This is a genomic window from Arthrobacter sp. zg-Y769, from assembly GCF_020907405.1.
Lineage (GTDB): Bacteria > Actinomycetota > Actinomycetes > Actinomycetales > Micrococcaceae > Arthrobacter_B.
Genome location: NZ_JAJJOE010000003.1, coordinates 201,322 through 221,060 on the forward strand (window position 1 = coordinate 201,322; position 19,739 = coordinate 221,060).

Genomic DNA, 19,739 nt, shown 5'->3' on the forward strand with positions numbered 1-19,739 from the left:
GACCTTTTGCCTACCGGGAGGGAGCGCCCCTCCGCCGGACGGTGCGGACGGGCGGGGCCGGATCCCTGCGGTTTGCCCGGATCCCCGCAGTTTGTCCGGATCCCCGCTCCGCGCAGCGCAGGGAACCGGACAAACCGAGGGGCTTTGCCCGATCCGAAGCGAATGCACGAAAAAGGCCCGCACCCCCTTGGGGGTGCGGGCCTTCTGCGATGGGCCGGGAGCCTTACTGGCGGGGCTGCTCCGGCTGGCCTGAACCCTGCGGAGCACCCGGATCCTGCTCCGGCGCGGCCGGCCGGGCAGAATCAGGCTGCGGCGCAACCGGCGCATCCGCGGCAGGCTCCGCAGGCCGGCGGACACCGTACTGCGGGCGGCCGTCCGGAAGGTCGGGGAACTGGCCGCGCGGCGTCGCGGGCTTGGAGCCGGAGTCAGCTCCGGCAGGTGCCTGCCGGCCGGCGTTGCCCGGAGCCTGTGCAGCGGCGGGATCGGAGTCCGGGGAGGGGTTTCCGTACGGGTTGGCCCAGCCGGAAGGGCGTTCCGGCGCCTGCTGGCCGCCCGCCGGCGGACGCAGTGCCTCGTGGCGGGGAGCAGACGTAGGGGCCTGCGGGTGTCCTGCCTGGCCGACCATGGGCAGCCGGTGCAGCAGCTGCCGGGCGTCATTGGCTGCTTCGGACGCCACAATCACGTCGTAGCTGGTTGCAATGACCTGGCTTGTGGAGGTGAAGTCCCTTCGCCCCCGCTGCAGGGCGTAGGCCAGGACCCCGAAGAGCACCCAGAACACGGCGCCCAGGGCCATGGAGGGAAGCAGGGAAATAGCGGCGGCGCTGCCTCCGAAGAGCATCAGGGCAAGGCCGACAAACAGTCCGAACCAGGCACCCGTGGCTGCACTGGAGAACGCCACCCGCGGGTAGGTCAGGCGGCCGGTCACCCGTTCGACGGACTTGAGCTCGTTCCCGATAATCGAGACCAGCTGGACCGGGAACTTGTTGTCGGCAAGGTAGTCCACGGCTTTCTGGGCGTCGAGGTAGGCCGTGTACCGGCCCACCGTTTCTCCCTGGGGCAGGCTGCGGCCCGCGTCACGCGGAGGGGCGGCACCAAATAGGTTCGACATTGCTCCATTCTCGCGCATGCCCGCCGAAAGCGGTGAACGTATCGCTGGCAGTGAACGGACTGACCTCCGCGTACTCCTTAATACGGCGTTAGCGGCGGGCACAAAGTAGCCTAAGAACGTGAGCACAAATCCTACCCGTGTCTTTATTGCGCGCCTGCTCGGCCTTGATGTCTTCGACCCGCTGGGCGACCGTCTTGGTCGGCTGCGCGATGCGGTCGTGCTTGACCGCGGTCCGGGCCTCCCGCCCCAGGCCGTGGGCATTGTGGTGGAGGTTCCCGGCAAGAAGCGGGTTTTCGTCCCCCTCACCCGAATCACCTCCATGGACCCCGGGCAGATCATCTGCACCGGCCTCGTCAACCTGCGCCGCTTCGAACAGCGCGGCGCCGAAATGCTGGTGGTCGCGGAACTCTTCGACCGCCGGGTACAGCTGCGCGACGGCAGCGGCGAAGCGACGATTGAAGACATTGCCATTGAGCAGAACCGCGCCGGGGACTGGTACGTTTCCAACCTCTTCGTCCGCCGGGGCGGCGCTGCCTCCCGCCTGCGTTCCCTGCGCCGGCGGGGCGAACAGATCATCCTGGACTGGAAGGACATTGCGCACTGGGACGCCACGGGCCCGCAGGCCGCCACGTCCTTCGTCGCCCAGAATGACGACCTCAAGGCCGCGGACTTCGCCGACGCGCTGCACGAGATGAGCGGCAAGCGCCGGATCGAAGTGGCCAGCGAACTGCAGGACGAACGCCTGGCGGACGTCCTGCAGGAACTGCCCGACGACGACCAGGTCCAGATCCTGCAGTCCCTGGACGTGGAACGCGCCGCCGACGTGCTGGAGGAAATGGACCCCGACGACGCCGCGGACCTCCTCAACGAACTGCCCGAGGAGCAGAAGGAAGAGCTCCTGGCCCTGATGGAGCCTGAGGACGCCCGGGACGTCCGGCGCCTGCTGAACTACGAGGAAGACACCGCCGGGTCGCTGATGACCCCCGTGCCGGTCATCCTGCCGCCCGAGGCCGCTGTGGCCGAGGCACTGGCACATGTGCGCCGGGAAGAGCTCACCCCGGCCCTGGCCTCCTCCATCTATGTCTGCCGGCCGCCGCTGGAGACGCCCACGGGCAAATACCTCGGCGTGGTGCACATCCAGCAGCTGCTGCGCTCGGCACCGCCTGAGGCACTGGGCAACATCCTGGACACGGACCTGGAACCGGTCCGGGACCACGCCACCATCAGCGAAGTATCGAGGATGCTGGCCACCTACAACTTGAACTCGCTGCCGGTTGTCAACGACGCCGGACGCCTGGTGGGTGCGGTAACAGTGGACGACGTACTGGACCACCTGTTGCCGGACGACTGGCGCGTCTCCGACGAAACCGGCCCCCTACCGCAGCAGGGAAGGACAAATGGCTGAAAAAATCAAGTCAACAACCACCGGCCTCGACACTCCCCGCTCTGCACGGACCCGATGGCTGCCGCGGCTCTCCCCGAACCCGGACGCATTCGGCCATGCCACGGAGAACTTCGCCCGGTTTATGGGCACCCCGCAGTTCCTGGTCTATATGACGGTCTTCTGCCTCGTGTGGCTTGCCTGGAATACCTGGGGACCGGAGTCCGCCCGCTTTGACAGTGCCGCCCTGGGCTTCACCGTCCTGACGCTTATGCTCTCGCTGCAGGCCTCCTATGCCGCTCCCCTGCTGCTGCTGGCGCAGAACCGGCAGGATGACCGGGACCGCGTCTCCGTCCGCCAGGACCGCGAACGCGCCGAACGCAACCTCATGGACACCGAATACCTCACCCGGGAAATCGCCGAACTGCGGATCGCTCTCCGTGAGGTTGCCACCCGCGACTATGTCCGGTCCGAAATCCGCGGCCTGCTGGAGGAACTCCTCGAAGCCAATGACGGCGAGGACGGCGGGACGCGGCGCCGCCGCCGCAGCCCCGAGGGAACCGACAGCATGCCGAAACTGAATCCCGGCGGGAGGGAACGCTAGAGCCGTGCCAGTATCCGAACCGGCTTCCCCCCTGGAAGCGCAGGTGCTCCGCGCCCTGGACACTGTCCAGGACCCCGAACTGCGCCGCCCCATCACCGAACTCGGGATGCTCAAGGACGTGCGCGTAGATGCCGGCGGCGGGGTGGCAGTGGATGTGCTGCTGACTATCGCCGGCTGTCCGCTGCGCGACACCATCACCGCCGACGTCGAGCGTGCGCTTGCCGCGGTGCCGGGAGTAAACGCCGTCAGCGTGTTCCTTGACGTGATGACCCCGGAGCAGCGCAATGCGCTCAAGGACCGGCTGCGCGGCGGGGACCCGGTGCGGACCATCCCCTTCAACCGCCCCGATTCGCTGACCCGCGTGTATGCCGTGGCCAGCGGCAAGGGCGGCGTCGGCAAGTCCAGCGTCACCGTCAACCTCGCAGCGGCCATGGCATCGCTTGGACTGCGCGTGGGCATTGTCGACGCCGATGTGCACGGGTTCTCCGTCCCCGGACTCCTGGGCATCACCCGGCCGCCCACCCGCGTGGACGAGATGATCCTGCCGCCGGTGGCCTACGGCATCAAGACCATCTCGATCGGCATGTTCGTGGACGGCAACCAGCCGGTGGCCTGGCGCGGACCCATGCTCCACCGCGCGCTGGAGCAGTTCCTGACCGACGTGTACTTCGGGGACCTGGACGTCCTGTTCCTGGACCTTCCTCCCGGCACCGGGGATATCGCCATTTCCGTAGGGCAGCTCCTGCCGGGGTCCGAGATCCTGCTCGTCACCACTCCGCAGAGCGCCGCAGCGGACGTTGCCGAACGCGCCGGCAGCGTTGCCCGGCAGACCGGGCAGAAAGTCACCGGCGTGATTGAGAATATGTCCTGGCTGGTACTGCCCGGCGGGGAACGCCTGGAGGTGTTCGGTTCCGGCGGAGGCGCTGCGGTGTCCGGCCGGCTCGGCGACACCCTGGGCTATCCGGTTCCGCTGCTGGGCAGCATCCCGCTCGATGTCGCCCTCCGCGAAGGCGGCGACGGCGGCCTTCCGGTCGTCCTCGCCGACGCGGCCGGGGCGGCAGCTATTGACGGCGCTGCGGAAAACACGGGGGAAGCCGGAGATACGGCCGCTGCCGAACTACGCCGGATTGCCCGGGAGCTGGCACACCGGCCGCGTGGCCTTGCCGGACGCAGCCTCGGGGTCAGCCCGGTCTAAGGCGCCCTGCTAGGTGGCTTCGACGTCGAACGGGGCCGGCTGGCCCGCGGCGAGGCGTTCCAGCGGTTTCACCGCAGGCGGCCGGGACGCGGGTGCCGCCCCCGGCGACGGCGCAGTGGAGGATGCAGTGGAAGACTGGGCGGCCTGAACCCGGGGAGCGGGCGCCGTTGCGGGCCGTCCGCTCGCGGCCTTGGCGGCGTCGTCGAAATCGTCCACCAGCGCTTCCTTGATGATCCGCCGCGGGTCATACTGCCGTGGATCCAGCTTCCGCCAGTCCACCTCGTCGATCTCCGGGCCTACTTCTTCGCGCAGTTGCTCACGCGCCCCGGAGGCCATCCGCCGCACTTCCCGCACGAGGCGGGCCAGCTGCGAAGCGTATTCGGGCAGGCGTTCGGGACCCAGTATCACCACGGCGATTATTGCCAGAAGGATGAACTCGTAACCGTTGATTCCTACCACTCTTGAAGACTACCTTTTCCCGGGAGCGGGGAGCCACTTGCGGGCACCCTAGAGGCTCCAGCCGGTGCGCGTGAACATGGCAAGACCGCGGACGATACGCTCCATCGGCTCCGGATCGGCGCCGACGCGGGCAAGGCGGGCCGATTCGAGCAGGGAAAGCTCCTCGACTGCCCGCGGCAACGACTTCTCCGGCAGGCTGGATTCAAAGGTGTACGTGACGCTGCCTGCGGCCACGACCTGCTGGCCGGGGTGCTCGTCCGAACCGAACACCGCGGGCCCGGTCTGCGGCCCCGCCACGGAGAACCCGTCTTCCGATACGGGCCGGCCGGTGACGGCGTTAATCACGGGCTGGTTGTCCTCTCCCGGGAGCGGATGCTGTTCCACGAGCCGGATGCGTTCCCCGTCTGCGGTGAAGGTCATTTCCACGGCGGGACGCCCCTGCACCCGGAGGGAACGGGCGGACTCCAGCTTCAATCCCAGGTCAGCCAGTTCCGGGCAGGTCCACCCGTGCGCACGCAGCAGCTGCAGCTGATCCGCTCCGAGGCTGCCGCCTCCGGCAACTTCGTCCCACCCGGCAGCCATGGCAGCACGCGCGCCCGTCTGCGCCGGAACCTCCAGGATGCTTCCCGCGTAATAGGCGCCGCCGAGCAGCACGGCACCCGCCGCGGCGACCGCTCCGGCTGCGGCAAGGGCGTGGCTGCGCCGGTCAAGGACCTTTTGCGGCTGCTCGGGCAGAGGGCCGCCGGATTCCGGGCAGCCGGACTGCGCGGCCGCCACGTACCGCAGCCGTGCGGACAGTTCCGGGCCGGCGTCGGGTACCCGGGCCGAACGCAGGCGGCTGCGCAGCCGGCGCTCTTCGGCTACGGCAGCACGGCAGCAGGCACAGCGGGAAAGATGCGCCTCGATGGCCTGCCGGCGCCGGGGGGTCGTTTCGCCGTCGATGTAGTCGTGCAGATGCCGGGTGGGGTGTCGCACTATTCAGCTGGCTCCCGCGACTCGGGGCAGTTTGAGCCGGGGGCGGGCAGCCGGTTGCTGCTGCGGATCCCGGTGTGCGAGCTTCTCCTTCAGCATTGCCCGGCCACGGTGGATCCGGGAGCGGACGGTGCCCAGCTTGACGTCCAATACGCGGGCAACTTCATCGTAGGAGAGACCTTCCAGGTCACAGAGGACGACGGCGGCGCGGAAGTCCGGCGGCAGCTCTTCCAAGGCGCGGGCAATGTCCACGTCGAGATTGTTGAATTCGAAGCTCCGCTCCGGGCCGGGACCGTTGCTGGGCAGCTTGCTCGAGGCTTCCTCGGTCATGCCGTCAAAACGGATCCGGCTGCGGCGTCGAGCCTGGTCCAGGAAAAGGTTGGTCGTGATGCGGTGCAGCCAGCCGTCGAGGGTGCCCGGCTGGAAATTGGCCAGTGAGCGGAAGACCCGGACGAAGACTTCCTGGGTCAGGTCCTCGGCGTCGTGCTTGTTGCCGGTCAGCCGATAGGCCAGCCGGTATACCTTCGCCGAGTGCGCCTGGACTACTTCCTCCCAAGTGGGACGCACCCACTCCGCACCCATGTCCGGGGCTGCTGTGTCCGGCGTCGTTGCCATAGTCTTCCTCCTTCCTTCCAACCTGCGCGCCATTCGAATTTTCCAGGGGTCCCCTTTCCCGCATTGGAAGCGGAAGCCGGGGGACGTCGGCAAATACCGGGACTGCACTGACGGGCCCGGAATGCGGCGGTGGGGGCCGTGCATTACTGATTAACAATGGTCACGCACCAATCTGGGAGTTGGCTGTTAGCACCCCATCAATAGCACCCCTTAAGCGGTGCCCCTTTAGTTCCGGAACCAGGTACCGCGGCAGTGCGTACCCGGTTATGCCTTCCGTGGCCTTAAGCTTGTCAAAGCAGGAATTCCTCCGGACCGAAAGTGAAAACGCATGCGCGCCGACAAGCAGACCAGTTGGTCCTACACGGAGGCCCTGCCTACCGAGGATGAGGTGCTGATCCGCGCGCGTGAACGGTCCTATGAATTGGGCGTCAGCGCCGTCTCCAGCGGCGTAGGCGCGGCGTTGACCGTCCTGGCCGCAGCCAGCAAGGCCACCACGGTGGTGGAGGTCGGCACCGGCGCGGGGGTTTCGGGTGTCTGCCTGCTGCGCGGCCTCGGCCGCAACGCGGTCCTGACCACCATCGATTCCGACGTCGACCACCTCCGGGCGGCCCGCGAGGCCTATGCGGAAGCCGGCATACCGGGCAACCGCACCCGCACCATCTCCGGACGCGCCGCCGAGGTGCTCCCGCGCCTCACGGACGCCGCCTACGACATGGTGTTCATCGATGCTGACAAACCGTCCTTCCCGCTCTACGTGAACCAGGCGGTACGCCTGCTCAAGCGCGGCGGGCTGCTGGTGGTCAATGACGCACTTGACCACGGCAAGGTTGCGGACCCGGCCGTCCGCGAAGCAACCACCAACACCATGCGCAAGGTGGGCAAGGCCATCCGGGACAACGAAGACCTCGCGTCCGCACTGCTGCCCACCGGTGACGGCCTGCTGCTGGCTGTGAAGACCGCTTAGCCAACCTCACCAGAGCGGGCCGCACCCAGGGCTCCCAGGAAAGGCGCCACATGATCGAGATCCTCAGCCCCGCCGAGCTGTCCCGGGCCAGGAAAACAGGCGCCCTGGTCGCAGACATCCTGCAGACCATAAAGGGCCGCAGCACGGTGGGAACCAACCTGCTGGACATCGACCGGTGGGCCAGGACCCTGATCCTCGAGGCCGGCGCCAAGTCCTGTTACGTCGACTATGCGCCGTCCTTCGGCCGGGGGCCGTTCGGCCACTACATCTGCACATCCGTGAACGACGCCGTGCTTCACGGACTGCCGCACGACTACGCACTGGCCGACGGCGACCTGCTGACACTGGACCTCGCCGTATCCCTCGGCGGAATGGTTGCCGACTCGGCCATCAGCTTCACCGTGGGTAACAATGCCTCCCCGGAGAGCACCGCGATGATCACCGCAACCGAGCGCGCGCTGGCCGCCGGAATAGCCGCGGCCCGTCCCGGAGCCAGGATCGGTGACATTTCCGCCGCCATCGGGTCGGTCCTCACCGACGCCGGGTATCCGGTCAACACCGAGTTCGGCGGGCACGGCGTCGGCTCTACGATGCACCAGGACCCCCATATTGCGAACAGCGGCCGGCCGGGCCGCGGCTATAAGCTGCAGCCCGGGCTCCTGCTGGCCCTGGAACCATGGGTCATGGCCGACACCGCAAAGCTGGTGACCGACGCCGACGGCTGGACCCTGCGCAGCGCCACAGGCTGCCGAACGGCGCACAGCGAGCACACGATCGCCGTCACGGCCGACGGCGCTGAAATCCTCACCCTGCCTAAGCAGGGCCCGCGTCCCTAGTCGGCGGTCCGCCCCAGACCGGCAAGATAGGACAGCAACAGCCGCACCCCGAAACCGGTGGCTCCCTTGGTGAGTTCGCCGTTGTCCTTGTTGGCGCGTGCGGGTCCGGCAATATCGACATGCGCCCACGGGACGCCGCCGGTGAATTTCTCCAGGAACAGGGCGGCAACAACCGCTCCGGCACCGAACTTCGCCTTGACCGGCGCAATATGGGAAACATCGGCAATGTCGGAGTCCAGCACAAAGCCGTACTCTTCCACCAGCGGCAGCTGCCACACGGCGTCGCCGGAGCTCTCCCCCGCTGCCTCCAGCCGGGCGAGCAGCCCCGGGGCGTTGCTGAACAGTGCCGCGTGGTGCATTCCCAGTCCCAGGGCCGCGGCACCGGTGAGGGTGGCGACGTCCACGAGCACATCCGGAGCGAGCTCAGCGGCGGCATAGGCCAGCGCGTCGGCAAGGACCATCCGGCCCTCCGCATCGGTATTGCCCACTTCCACCGTGGTCCCGTTATAGGTGGTCACGACGTCGGCCGGCCGGTATGAGGCGCCGCCGATGGCGTTTTCAGCCAACGCGAGCACGGCAGTGACCCTTACGGGAAGCTTCAACACGGCTGCAGCTTCAGCCACGGCCAGGACGGCCGCCGCGCCGGCCATGTCCGTCTTCATGGTCATCATGGCGTCCCGCGGCTTGAGCGAGATTCCGCCGGAGTCAAACGTGATGCCCTTGCCCACGAGGACCACGTGCGGCAGGTCCCCGCCGTCGGGCCGGTAGCCGACTTCGACCAGACGCGGCGGATGCTCGGAGCCGGAGCCGACGGCGAGCAGTCCGCCGAACCCTTCGGCGCGCAGCTCGTCCCCGGCACGGACCCGCACCTCGAGTCCGCTGCGGGCGGCGACGCCCCGGGCCTGTTCCGCCATCCACTCCGGCGTGGCCGTCTCGGCAGGTGTATTGGTCAGGTCGCGGGCCATCCACACGGCAGCCGCGGTCGCCGTGGCACGGGCTGCTGCACCGGCGTCCAGACCGGTCAATTCAAGGTGTGCCGCAATCGGGGCCGGGGCTGCGGTGACGCCTGCCCGCGGCGGCCGGTAGCCGCCGAGCAGGAAGCCTTCCAGGAAGGCCTCCTGGACTGCCGGTTCCAGCCCGTCCACCACGCTGCCGCGGACCCGGTTTGCGCCCATGGTGGCCCGGGCCAGTGCAGCACCGGCACGCCGCAGCGCGGCGCCGGATTCATCGCCGGCACCCACGTAAATCAGTTTTCCGGGCAGATCCGCAGCGTCGCGGGGCGGCTCGATCACAAGGATCTCACCCGCCTTGCCCGAAACCTTGGCGCTGCGGGCACGCAGAGCGACGTCGACGCCGTAGCGCAGCGCTGCGTCAACGGCACCGCGCCGCGGCTGAGGAACCGGATGTGCTGCCTCGTCGGCGTCTTCGCGCCCGGAACCGTCCGGCGCCGGGGTCATGGCCACGGCCAGGACATCCACGCCTTCAGCCGGGTCGGGCTGCAGCCCGGTTCCGGACTCCGCCTTTCCGGTCCGTGCATTCAACGCGGCCAGGGCAGTGACTCCCGGCAGCGAAGCGGTGACGTATGGCGATGCCGGAACGGATCCGGTCCGGACTGTTGGCTTCGGAGGCTGCATAAATTAAAGGCTAGCCCGTAACGCCCAGAAGGCAGTCCTTCAGCTTGCCGGCTTCCTCCACATTAAGCTCAACCACCAGGCGGCCGCCGCCGTCTATCGGCACCCGCAAAATGAGGCTGCGCCCCTCCTTTGTAACCTCCATGGGCCCATCACCCGTACGTGGTTTCATCGCAGCCATTTCGAGATTCCCCTTTCACAGCGCCCGGTTTACCCGGATCACCTGTAATCCGCTGCCGGTGGAAGTAAAATATCCGCCCGGCAATTGCTGTCATTATTCCGCACAAGTACCGGGCAAACGAAATTTCGTGTGTTCCGGGCCACAAACTAGGGTGGATAGTCCCCTCCGCCGGGCAATTCCGTCCACCGCCAGAGCCAAACCACCCAGACAATCTGCAATACTGCGAACCCTGCTGCGACGGTCCCCCGGTAGGCCCTGGAGCGGCTGAGCCACGCGGTGGAAAGTGCCAGCGGAAAAAGCGGCAATAGGAGCCGGAACGTACTGGTCTGCGGATTCAGGAACACCAGCAGGTAAAGCAGATAGCTTGCACACCACAGCTGCAGTTCCAGCCCCAGCCGCCGGACGGGGCCGGACGCCAGGTAGAACCCGGCCCCCAGAACCAGTATCAGCAGCGCCGCCGGGCCGAACAGCGGCCCGAAGAGGTGCTCCGACATGGTGAGCCAGGGTTTGAAGGGGACCAGGTTCCCGAAGCGCCAGGCGCTCTCCGTATCCGTGTAGGCACGCAGCTCTCCGGTGGAGGCCCACGCAATGGCCGGCCAGGCCAGCGCGGAGATGCCGGCCGCCGCTGTGAGCACGGCGAGCCGCCACGCCTCACCGGCGGGGAAATCCACCCGGCCCCTGCGCAGGAACCGTACGGCCAGCACCAGCCCGACCGCGAGCGCGAAGGGAACACCCACCGGCCGGGAGAGGCACATCAGGGCCACCACCGGGACCGCGGTGAGGTAGCGCCCGGCCAGGAAGAGATAAAGGGCCCCTGCGAGCAGCAGCAGGTTCAGCGACTCGGCGTACGGGACCTGCAGGATCGGGGAGACGGGGAAGACCGCTACGAAGAGCAGCCCCCACATCGCGGTCCCCTGCCCTGCCCGCAGCCGGAACAGCCGGTAAATGACGGGAGCAGCGGCAAAACCGGCAACCGTGGCGACCACCGGGGCCAGGACGTTCCAGCCCAGGCCCGTAACGGCGTCGAGCCCGCGCACCAGCAGCGGAAACAGGGCGTAGAAGGCCCATTCGTTCTCCACGGCGTTGCCGGCTGCGTCGCGCGGCACGGTATCGGGGTAGCCGTCGGCAAAGATCCGGTAATACCACTCGGCGTCCCAGATGTTGATGAAGTTCCAGTACGACGGCGAAGCATCCCACCACGGACCTGCGGGCTGGAAACGGGCTGCTGCCGCAAAGACGGCGAAGGAGAAGAGGCGGGCGGCCAGCCACAGGGCAAGGACCTGGAGATACCACGGCCACCGCTTCACTGCCGCGCAGATACGGTTCACTGCCGTCCTTGCCGGCCGGTTTCCGGAAGCGCTTTCCACTGCTTCAGTTTCCATGGCGCACCCAGCAGGAAGCGAGGTGGTCGTTGACGTAGCCGGTTGCCTGCAGCATCGCGTAGGCGGTGATCGGTCCGACAAACCGGAAGCCGCGTTTTTTCAGTTCCCCGGCCAGGGCAGTGGATTCAGCCGTCGAAGCCGGAACCTCGTCGAGGGTCTGCGGCGCGGGCCGGTCCGCCGGGGCACGGTACCGGGCCAGCAGGCTGCCGAGGCTTTCATGCTCCGGCAGCTCCATCAGTGCACGGGCATTGTTGATCACGGCATCGATTTTGGCGGCGTTGCGCACTATTGCCGCGTCGGACAACAGCCGCGCCCGGTCCGCATCGTCAAAGGCAGCCACCGCCTGCGGGTCGAACCCGGCGAACGCCGCGCGGAACGCCTCGCGTTTGCGGAGGATGGTGATCCAGCTGAGGCCGGACTGGAAAGCTTCCAGGCTCAGGCGTTCGAAGAGTGCTGCCTCGCCCTGGACCGGACGCCCCCACTCCGTATCGTGATAGTGCCGGTAGTCGGCACTGGCCAGTGCCCAGCCGCAGCGCAGCCGTCCGTCGGGGCCCGGCACCGCACTCAACTCCCGTCTCCGCCGGGCAGGATCTCCCCGTCCGCCGCGGTTTCGAGTTGGCGGATCCGGGCATCGCGTTCAGCGAGGGCTTCGGCCAGCCGGTCCAGCACCGCGTCCACCTGGCCCATGCGGTAGCCGCGGAGGGCCACCGAGAACCGGAGCCGCGAAATATCGCCGGGCTCCGGGTGCTCGGGCAGCAGCACGGGCGGCAGCCGGGGATCCGGCTCGGGCAGGCCCTGGACCGTGGTCCGGACACCGGCGTCGACGGGAGCCGGGCGCAGCCGCCCGATGCCGAGCACGGCAGCCAGGCCCAGCACGGCGATGGCGAGGAAGACCAGGAGGAGTGTCACAGGACCATGGTGCCAGATGCCGCGGGTCCGGGCCCGGGGTCCGCCGGCTAGGGGGAAACGTGTCCTGCGCTGTCCGCAATCATCAACCGCACTGCGTCCGCCGGATCGTCCACCAGGTGCAGCAGCTTGAGGTCCGCTTCGCCCACCATTCCCTCGGCGAGAAGCGTCTCGCGGATCCAGCCCAGCAGCGGTGTCCAGAATTCGGTGCCGATCAGCACGATCGGGAACGAGGTGACCTTCTGCGTCTGCACCAGGGTCATGGCTTCGAACAGCTCATCCAGGGTCCCGAACCCGCCCGGGAGGACGATGAATCCCTGGGCGTACTTGACGAACATGGTCTTGCGGACGAAGAAGTACCGGAAGTTGACCCCCAGATCCACCCATTCGTTCAGGCCGGTCTCGAAGGGAAGTTCTATGCCGAGGCCCACGGACAGGCCGTCTGCTCCCACTGCCCCCTTGTTGGCGGCTTCCATGGAGCCGGGCCCTCCCCCGGTGATGACTGCCAGGCCCGCTTCGGCCAGCAGCCGCCCGACCTCTTCCCCGAGCTTGTAATAGCGCGACCCGGGAACGCTGCGGGCCGAGCCGAACACGCTCACGGCCGGCCCCAGCTCGGACAGGGTGCCGAACCCTTCCACGAACTCGCTCTGGATCCGCAGGACCCGCCAGGGGTCGGTATGCGTGAAGTGGGTGGCGTCCGCCGAATCCAGCAGGAAACGGTCCGACTGCGGGGTCAGGGCAGCGCCCCGCCGCAGCTCCACCGGGCCCCGCTTGCGCGGAAGGTCGGAGGGCATGGGACGGGGCTCTTCACTGATAGGCATGCCTCTAGGCTATCCGCGATGGAGCCGGTGGCAACGCGGTCGGCTGCTTCCCCGGGGATTACGCAGGACAGGTTGCGCTTAAGTCACAATTACCCGCCCCGATGGCCCCTGACACACGCCGGTAACAATCAATGGTTAGATTTCCCTATGACCAGTGACACATCCCCAGGTACATCCGTGCCTGATTCCGCTGCACCGCTTGTTTCGCTGAAGAACGTAAACAAGCATTTCGGGGACCTCCATGTCCTGCAGAACATCAATCTCGACATCGCCCGCGGCGAGGTAGTGGTGGTAATCGGACCGTCCGGGTCCGGCAAGTCGACCCTGTGCCGTGCAATCAACCGCCTCGAAACCATCGACGACGGCGAAATCACCGTTGACGGCGCCGTCCTGCCGTCCGAAGGCAAGGCTCTTGCCAAGCTGCGCGCCGACGTCGGCATGGTCTTCCAGTCCTTCAACCTTTTCGCACACAAGTCCATCGTGGACAACGTTTCCCTCGGCCCGGTCAAGGTCCGCAAGTCCAAGCCGGCCGAAGCCAAGAAACTGGCCATGGAACTGCTTGAGCGCGTGGGCGTTGCCAACCAGGCCAACAAGCTTCCGGCGCAGCTCTCGGGCGGCCAGCAGCAGCGCGTAGCCATTGCCCGCGCGCTGGCGATGAAGCCGAAGGTCATGCTCTTCGATGAGCCCACCTCCGCCCTCGATCCGGAAATGATCAACGAGGTGCTGGACACCATGGTGGGCCTGGCCAAGGACGGCATGACCATGGTGGTGGTCACGCACGAAATGGGCTTCGCCCGCAAGGCTGCGGACCGGGTGATCTTTATGGCCGACGGCCAGATTGTCGAAGAAGCCACTCCCGAGGAGTTCTTCACGAACCCGAAGAGCGACCGCGCCAAGGACTTCCTGGGCAAGATCCTCTCGCACTAGAACCGTTCCAGGCACTACCGGCTCCACCAGCAGTACCGGGGTTTCACCAGTAGGCAGCAACCCTTATGAGGCTAGGAACTCCGCTTTTGCGGAGGACCGCAATGCAAGGAGAAAAACATGCGCAAGACCCGTTATGCCGCAGCGGCCATCGCCGCCGTGGCAGCACTGACCCTGTCCGCCTGCGGCGGCGATTCCGGTTCCGATTCCGGCAGCACCGAAGGCTCCGGCGAGAAGATCCGCATCGGCATCAAGTTCGACCAGCCGGGCGTGGGCTTCAAGGACGGCAACGCCTACACCGGCTTCGACGTCGACGTCGCCAAGTACGTGGCCAATGAGCTCGGCTACCCGGAGGACCGGATCGAGTTCATCTCGACGCCCTCCCAGCAGCGCGAAAACATGCTCGAGAATGACCAGGTTGACATGATCTTCGCGAGCTACTCCATTACGGACACCCGCAAGGAGACGATTGCCTTCGCCGGTCCGTACTTCGTGGCCGGGCAGGACCTCCTGGTTCCTTCCGACAGCGACATCAGCGGCCCCGACGACCTGGACGGCAAGACCCTTTGCTCAGTCAGCAGCTCCACCTCCGCCCAGAAAATCAAGGACAACTACGCCGCCGGCGTGAACCTGCTGGAGCAGCCCAGCTACGCGGAGTGCGTGACCGCCATGCAGGGCGGCTCCATTGACGCCGTCACCACCGACGACATCATCCTCGCCGGCCTGGCCTCCACCGACGCCAACAAGGGCAAGTTCAAGGTTCTCGGCAACACCTTCTCCGAGGAACGGTACGGCGTCGGCCTGCCGAAGGAAGAAGGACTCGTCACGTGTGAAGACATCAACACCGCCATCGCGAAGATGGTCGATGAGGGTGCCTGGGACGAAGCCATCAAGAAGAACACCGAGGGCGTCGACTACACCTTCAACGCAGAGCTGAACCCGCCCAAGACGGATGCCTGCGCCTAGTTCATTCCGTTCCACCCTGCGCGGGGAAGCCGGCACTCTGCCGGCTTCCCCGCTGCGGGCGTCTCCCACCATAAAGAGGTGAAACATGGAGGGTTTTACTGCCCTCTTCGAGCAGTACGACGTCGTCGGCGCTTTCTGGGTTAATATCCAGCTCGCGTTCTGGGCGGCGCTCTGGTCGCTGATTCTCGGTACCGTCCTGGCACTGATGCGGATCTCCCCGATCCCCAGCCTGCAGTGGTTCGGTGCCGCCTACGTGAACATCTTCCGCAACACGCCGCTGACCATCATCATGGTGTTCGGTTCGCTGGCCCTGTGGTCGCAGTTGAACGTCAACCTGTCCAGCGACTTCAACACGAATTTCTTCCGTCTGGCCGTCCTGTCGCTGACCATCTACCACGCGGCGTTCTTCTGCGAGGCGATCCGCAGCGGCGTTAACACCGTTCCGCTGGGACAGGCCGAGGCCGCCCGGGCCATCGGGCTGGGCTTCCTGCCGGCGGCCGGCCTGGTCATCATGCCGCAGGCCTTCCGCGGTGCCATTGCCCCGATGGGCAACGTACTGATCGCCCTGGTCAAGAACACCACCGTGGCCGCAACGGCGGGCGTTGCCGTGGAAACCTCCAGCACGATGAAAACAATGATCGAGTTCTACCCCAACCTGATGACCCAGATCTTCCTGACCTTTGCCCTTGGCTACGTCATCATCGTTATTCCCATTGGCCTGCTCACCACCTGGGCCTCGAAGAAACTGGCGGTCGCACGATGAGCGCACAGAACGTCCTGTTTGACGCTCCCGGACCCAAGACCCGCCGGAACATCAGAATCGGTAACATCCTGGGTGTGCTGCTGATCGCAGCGCTGCTCTGGGTGGCAGTCTCCGGGCTGGCCGAGAAGGGCCAGTTCGAGGCAGCCATGTGGACGCCGTTCCTGGAGTGGGGAACGTGGGAGTTCTATATCCTCCCGGGGCTGCTCTCCACCTTGAAGGCCGCCGCGGTGGCAGTGGTGACCTCGATCCTGTTCGGCCTGATTTTCGGTATCGGCCGGCTCTCCGGCTTCAAGCCGATCAGCTGGGCCTGCGGGATCGTGGTGGAATTCTTCCGCGCGGTTCCCGTGCTGCTGATGATGGTGTTCTTCTACCAGTTCCTCTCCAAGTCCACTTCGGTGGAACCGGGGCAGGTGCCCTTCTTCGCGGTGGTCATATCCCTCACCCTGTACAACGGTTCCGTCATCGCGGAACTGGTCCGCTCCGGCGTCTTCGGGCTGCCGAAGGGCCAGCGCGAGGCCGGCCTGGCCATCGGCCTGACCCCGGGACAGTCGCTGCGCAGCATCGAGATGCCGCAGGCCCTGGTAGCCATGCTGCCGGCCCTGCTGAGCCAGTTCGTGGTGATCCTCAAGGACTCGGCCCTGGGCACCTTCATCGGCTACACGGAACTGCTGGAGTACGCCCGCCGCCTGGCCTCGGGCGAGGGCAACATCCTGCCCGCCCTGCTGGTCACCGCCGCGATCTTCATCGCCATCAACTGGATGCTCACCTTCGCCGCCCAGCGCCTCTCCCGGCGCCTGGGGGCCCGTGCGGGCAAGGTGCTGAAGATCGAGGACACGATCGAGCCCGAGGGTATCGAAGCTCCGGTTCCGGCTGCTGCACCGGCAAAGGGCGCAGCCACGTAGCCGCTCCCGGAACCAAGACGGACAGCTAACCAAAAAGGAGGGGACCGGCACCGCCGGTCCCCTCCTTTTCTGCTGCTTCCCTGCTGACCGTAGCTAGCCCAGCCAGGACTTCAACGCAGCGAGGCACTCCCGGATGGCGCCGGCAGACACGTGTTCGTCATCGGTATGGGCCAGCAGGGCATCCCCCGGGCCGAAGTTCACCGCGGGAATCCCCAGCGCACTGAACCGTGCGACGTCGGTCCAGCCGTATTTCGGCTTCGGCTCCGCGCCCACGGCGGCCACGAAGGACGCGGCAGCCGGCAGGTTCAGTCCCGGGCGTGCCCCCGCCGCAGCGTCGGTACGGACGACGTCGAACCCTGCCAGCAGATCCCGGACGTAGGCTTCCGCTTCCTCAATGTTCTTGTCCGGAGCAAAGCGGTAATTGATTTCGACGGCGGCGGCGTCGGGAATTACGTTGCCGGCCGTTCCTCCCCAGATCCGGACGGCGTTCAGGGATTCACGGAAATCCAGCCCCTCCACGTTCACCGTGGCGGGTGAGTGGTCCCGCAGCCGCACCAGGATTTCCGCCGCCGAATGGATGGCGTTCTCCCCCATCCAGGCGCGGGCGGAGTGCGCGGCGCGGCCGGTGGTGGTGGCGTGGAAGCGCATGGTGCCGTTGCAGCCGCCCTCCACCGTGCCGTTGGTCGGTTCCAGCAGGACCGCGAAGTCCGCTTTCAACCAGTCGGCGTGGCTTTCGGCCAGCCGCCCAAGCCCGCTCAGCGAGGCGTCCACTTCTTCATGGTCGTAGAAAACGTAGGTGACGTCCCGGGCAGGATCCGTGAGCGATGCCGCCAGGGCCAGCTGGACCGCTACACCGCCCTTCATATCCGTGGCACCGCGGCCGTAGAGGACATCGCCGTCCCACGCCGAGGGCACGGTTCCACGCGCCCCCGGCGCCGTCGGCAGCGGCACGGTGTCCAGGTGTCCGGCGAGGATGACCCGCTCGTGGCGTCCGAGCCGGGTCCGGGCCACCACGGAGTCCCCGTCCCGGGACACCTCAAGGTGCGGGTAGGCACGGAGGGCCGCTTCGACGGCGTCGGCGAGGGCGGTTTCGTTACCGGAAACGCTCTCGAAGTCCATCAGGGCAGCAGTCAGGTCCGCTACGTCGCCGGCAAGGTCCAGGGAGGGCGCAGGTGCATCAGTCACCCTCCCACAGTACCGCTCGGTAGACTGGGGACCATGACTGTTAGCGCTGCCCCCACACCCGCTGAAACCACCGACATCCGTACTGCCTCGGGCCTCGGCCTGGCCACCGTTACGTCCGACGGCGTCGTGCTCGATGTCTGGTTCCCCCGCCCCCTGCTGGGCGACGCCGCTCCCGACGCCGCGCTGCAAAGCGACCTCGACGCGGCCGCCGAAGCTATGGCCGACGGTATCCGCGGCACCCACGGCCAGGTTCTCGACACCCGGATCGACCTCGATGCAGCCCCGGCCGACACCGCCGACGCCTACCTCCGCCTGCACCTGCTTTCCGCCCGCCTGGTCCAGCCAAACACCATCAACCTTGACGGCATCTTCGCCGCGCTGCCCAACGTGGTCTGGACCAACCACGGCCCGTGCGCCGTGGCGGACTTCGAGGCCGTCCGCCTGCGGCTGCGCAGCCGCGGCACCGTGACCGTCTACGGCGTGGACAAGTTCCCCCGCATGACCGACTATGTGCTGCCCTCCGGAGTCCGCATCGCCGACGCCGGACGGGTCCGCCTGGGCGCCCACCTTGCCGAGGGCACCACGGTCATGCATGAAGGCTTCGTCAACTTCAATGCCGGCACCCTTGGCACCTCCATGGTCGAAGGCCGCATCTCCGCCGGGGTAGTGGTGGGCGACGGGACCGACGTCGGCGGCGGCGCCTCCATCATGGGCACCCTCTCCGGCGGCGGCAAGGAAAAAATCACGCTGGGCGAACGCGTCCTGCTGGGTGCGAACTCGGGGGTCGGCATCAGCATCGGTGACGACAGCGTGGTGGAGGCCGGCCTGTACGTAACGGCCGGAACCCGGGTCAGCGTGCTCGACAGCGGCGAGCCCCGGCTGGTGAAGGCCGCTGAGCTCTCCGGCGTGCCCAACCTGCTGTTCCGCCGCAATTCCACCACCGGCGCGGTGGAGGCCCTGCCCCGCAACGGACGCACCGTGGAACTGAATTCCGCGCTGCACGCGAACTAGCGGCCCCGTCCCCGTGCAACTGCTCCAGCAGCATGAAACCCGCAGCTTCCGGGTGCTGGTCCTGCTGCTGGTGCTGTGCCTGGCCGCGTTCGCCGCGTTGTTCGCAGTGTCCGCACTCACGGGAAAGAAACAGGCACCGGTGATCACTGAACGCTGTGTGGCCGCCGTGGGCGGCGCGGAGTACTGGCTGACGCTTGAACAGGCGGGGAACGCCTCGATCATCTCCGGCGTGGCGGTGGCCCGCGGGCTGCCGCCGCGCGCCGTCTCCATCGCCCTTGCCACGGCCCTGCAGGAATCCGGGCTGCGCAACGTGGACTACGGCGACGACGCCGGCCCGGACTCCCGCGGCCTCTTCCAGCAGCGCCCCTCGCAGGGGTGGGGCAGCGAAGAGCAGGTCATGGACCCCGCCTACGCCGCAACGGCCTTCTACAACGGCCTGGAGCAGGTTCCCGGGTATCTGGAGCTCCCGATCACTGAGGCGGCGCAGACCGTCCAGCGCAGTGCCTTCCCCGATGCCTACGCGAAGCACGAAGGTCCGGCCCGGGCCTTCGCGTCCGCCCTGACCGGGCAGACCCCCGCGGCCCTGTCCTGCACCCTGCGGGCGCCGGCCGAATCCGCCGATCCCGCGTTGAGCGCTGCGGCCGTCGAGGAAATCTACGGGCCGCTCAACGGGTCCGTGATGGGGCCGCTCTACCTCGCCGACGTCGAGGGTGCCTACGGCTGGTCCGTGGCCCAGTGGTTCGTTGCCAACGCCAAGACGCTCGGCATCGAGTCGGTGGCCTTCGACGGGCGGACCTGGCATCGGGGCAGCGCCGTCTGGGAGGAATCCGACGCCGTTCCCGGACAGGTAGCCGTCACGGCCTTTACCCTGCCGGCGGATTAATCCGCAGGTCAGGTACCCGTCCGCTGCGGATCCCGCGGCGTAAGCGTTTA

The 19,739-nt window shown here is 67.2% G+C and carries 22 protein-coding genes; 11 read left to right on the forward strand and 11 right to left on the reverse strand.

What is annotated here, in order from left to right; translation table 11 throughout:
- Positions 1-223 precede the first annotated feature (223 nt).
- A complete protein-coding gene (locus tag LOC60_RS01240) occupies positions 224-1,108 on the reverse strand; it encodes a general stress protein (protein ID WP_230020926.1) in 885 nt (294 codons plus the stop codon).
- A gap of 118 nt (positions 1,109-1,226) precedes the next feature.
- Here LOC60_RS01240 and LOC60_RS01245 point away from each other — a divergent pair, with 118 nt between their 5' ends.
- From LOC60_RS01245 to LOC60_RS01255, 3 genes are read left to right on the forward strand one after another with little or no spacing between them, the layout of a single operon-like run.
- The gene (locus tag LOC60_RS01245; RefSeq protein ID WP_230020929.1) at positions 1,227-2,513 is read left to right on the forward strand and encodes a magnesium transporter MgtE N-terminal domain-containing protein; all 1,287 of its coding nucleotides are present in this window, start codon (positions 1,227-1,229) and stop codon (positions 2,511-2,513) included.
- Positions 2,506-3,093: a DUF1003 domain-containing protein gene (locus tag LOC60_RS01250; RefSeq protein WP_230020930.1), complete on the forward strand. Its 588-nt coding sequence runs from the start codon at positions 2,506-2,508 to the stop codon at positions 3,091-3,093. Before LOC60_RS01245 ends, LOC60_RS01250 begins: the two co-directional genes overlap by 8 nt.
- Before the next feature lie 4 nt (positions 3,094-3,097).
- The gene (locus LOC60_RS01255) at positions 3,098-4,288 is read left to right on the forward strand and encodes an Mrp/NBP35 family ATP-binding protein (RefSeq protein WP_230020931.1); all 1,191 of its coding nucleotides are present in this window, start codon (positions 3,098-3,100) and stop codon (positions 4,286-4,288) included.
- A 9-nt stretch (positions 4,289-4,297) separates the two neighbouring features.
- Here LOC60_RS01255 and LOC60_RS01260 read toward each other — a convergent pair whose 3' ends face one another.
- Genes LOC60_RS01260 through sigE form a run of 3 tightly spaced genes read right to left on the reverse strand, consistent with a single transcriptional unit; the run spans position 4,298 to position 6,334 of the window.
- Positions 4,298-4,747, reverse strand: a complete 450-nt coding sequence (locus LOC60_RS01260; protein ID WP_230020932.1) for a Sec-independent protein translocase TatB — start codon at positions 4,745-4,747, stop codon at positions 4,298-4,300.
- Positions 4,748-4,795: 48 nt separating this feature from the next.
- On the reverse strand, positions 4,796-5,722 hold the full coding sequence (locus tag LOC60_RS01265) for a zf-HC2 domain-containing protein (protein ID WP_230020933.1): 927 nt from the start codon (positions 5,720-5,722) through the stop codon (positions 4,796-4,798).
- 3 nt (positions 5,723-5,725) lie between these two features.
- The gene (sigE, locus tag LOC60_RS01270; protein ID WP_230020935.1) at positions 5,726-6,334 is read right to left on the reverse strand and encodes an RNA polymerase sigma factor SigE; all 609 of its coding nucleotides are present in this window, start codon (positions 6,332-6,334) and stop codon (positions 5,726-5,728) included.
- Positions 6,335-6,662: 328 nt separating this feature from the next.
- On the opposite strand from sigE, the gene LOC60_RS01275 reads away from it, so the two are divergent.
- Both LOC60_RS01275 and map read left to right on the forward strand, forming a co-directional pair.
- Positions 6,663-7,298, forward strand: coding sequence for an O-methyltransferase (locus LOC60_RS01275; protein ID WP_230020937.1), 636 nt, complete (start codon positions 6,663-6,665; stop codon positions 7,296-7,298).
- A 50-nt stretch (positions 7,299-7,348) separates the two neighbouring features.
- Positions 7,349-8,134 carry a type I methionyl aminopeptidase gene (gene map, locus LOC60_RS01280; protein WP_230020938.1) on the forward strand — a complete coding sequence of 262 codons (786 nt, stop codon included), beginning with the start codon at positions 7,349-7,351 and terminating at the stop codon, positions 8,132-8,134.
- On the opposite strand, the gene LOC60_RS01285 is transcribed toward map, so the two are convergent.
- From LOC60_RS01285 to LOC60_RS01310, 6 genes are all read right to left on the reverse strand, one after another.
- Positions 8,131-9,768 (reverse strand): leucyl aminopeptidase family protein, encoded by a 1,638-nt coding sequence (locus LOC60_RS01285; RefSeq protein WP_230020939.1) that lies wholly within the window; start codon positions 9,766-9,768, stop codon positions 8,131-8,133. The genes map and LOC60_RS01285 overlap by 4 nt on opposite strands.
- Before the next feature lie 10 nt (positions 9,769-9,778).
- The gene (locus tag LOC60_RS01290) at positions 9,779-9,946 is read right to left on the reverse strand and encodes a DUF3117 domain-containing protein (protein WP_146361313.1); all 168 of its coding nucleotides are present in this window, start codon (positions 9,944-9,946) and stop codon (positions 9,779-9,781) included.
- 146 nt (positions 9,947-10,092) lie between these two features.
- Positions 10,093-11,328 carry a hypothetical protein gene (locus LOC60_RS01295; protein WP_230020941.1) on the reverse strand — a complete coding sequence of 412 codons (1,236 nt, stop codon included), beginning with the start codon at positions 11,326-11,328 and terminating at the stop codon, positions 10,093-10,095.
- Positions 11,318-11,896, reverse strand: coding sequence for a DNA-3-methyladenine glycosylase I (locus LOC60_RS01300; protein WP_230020942.1), 579 nt, complete (start codon positions 11,894-11,896; stop codon positions 11,318-11,320). Before LOC60_RS01300 ends, LOC60_RS01295 begins: the two co-directional genes overlap by 11 nt.
- On the reverse strand, positions 11,893-12,237 hold the full coding sequence (locus tag LOC60_RS01305) for a DivIVA domain-containing protein (protein ID WP_230020944.1): 345 nt from the start codon (positions 12,235-12,237) through the stop codon (positions 11,893-11,895). Before LOC60_RS01305 ends, LOC60_RS01300 begins: the two co-directional genes overlap by 4 nt.
- Before the next feature lie 47 nt (positions 12,238-12,284).
- A complete protein-coding gene (locus LOC60_RS01310) occupies positions 12,285-13,055 on the reverse strand; it encodes a TIGR00730 family Rossman fold protein (RefSeq protein ID WP_230020945.1) in 771 nt (256 codons plus the stop codon).
- A gap of 147 nt (positions 13,056-13,202) precedes the next feature.
- Between LOC60_RS01310 and LOC60_RS01315 the strand changes: the two genes are divergently transcribed.
- The 4 genes from LOC60_RS01315 to LOC60_RS01330 all read left to right on the forward strand — a co-directional run bounded on the left by LOC60_RS01315 (position 13,203) and on the right by LOC60_RS01330 (position 16,610).
- Complete coding sequence (locus LOC60_RS01315) at positions 13,203-13,982, forward strand: amino acid ABC transporter ATP-binding protein (protein WP_230020946.1); 780 nt, start codon at positions 13,203-13,205, stop codon at positions 13,980-13,982.
- Positions 13,983-14,099: 117 nt separating this feature from the next.
- Positions 14,100-14,945 (forward strand): glutamate ABC transporter substrate-binding protein, encoded by an 846-nt coding sequence (locus LOC60_RS01320; protein WP_230020950.1) that lies wholly within the window; start codon positions 14,100-14,102, stop codon positions 14,943-14,945.
- 85 nt (positions 14,946-15,030) lie between these two features.
- Positions 15,031-15,708, forward strand: a complete 678-nt coding sequence (locus LOC60_RS01325) for an amino acid ABC transporter permease (protein WP_230020952.1) — start codon at positions 15,031-15,033, stop codon at positions 15,706-15,708.
- Positions 15,705-16,610, forward strand: coding sequence for an amino acid ABC transporter permease (locus tag LOC60_RS01330; protein WP_230020960.1), 906 nt, complete (start codon positions 15,705-15,707; stop codon positions 16,608-16,610). The genes LOC60_RS01325 and LOC60_RS01330 overlap by 4 nt, the downstream gene beginning before the upstream one ends.
- 93 nt (positions 16,611-16,703) lie before the next feature.
- Here the strand turns inward: LOC60_RS01330 and dapE are convergent, their stop codons facing one another.
- Complete coding sequence (dapE, locus tag LOC60_RS01335) at positions 16,704-17,795, reverse strand: succinyl-diaminopimelate desuccinylase (protein WP_230020962.1); 1,092 nt, start codon at positions 17,793-17,795, stop codon at positions 16,704-16,706.
- A 33-nt stretch (positions 17,796-17,828) separates the two neighbouring features.
- Here dapE and dapD point away from each other — a divergent pair, with 33 nt between their 5' ends.
- Together dapD and LOC60_RS01345 are read left to right on the forward strand one after the other, a co-directional pair.
- Complete coding sequence (gene dapD, locus LOC60_RS01340) at positions 17,829-18,806, forward strand: 2,3,4,5-tetrahydropyridine-2,6-dicarboxylate N-succinyltransferase (protein ID WP_230020964.1); 978 nt, start codon at positions 17,829-17,831, stop codon at positions 18,804-18,806.
- A 13-nt stretch (positions 18,807-18,819) separates the two neighbouring features.
- Entirely contained in the window at positions 18,820-19,689 is an 870-nt protein-coding gene (locus LOC60_RS01345; protein ID WP_230020966.1) for a hypothetical protein, read from the forward strand.
- Positions 19,690-19,739 lie beyond the last annotated feature (50 nt).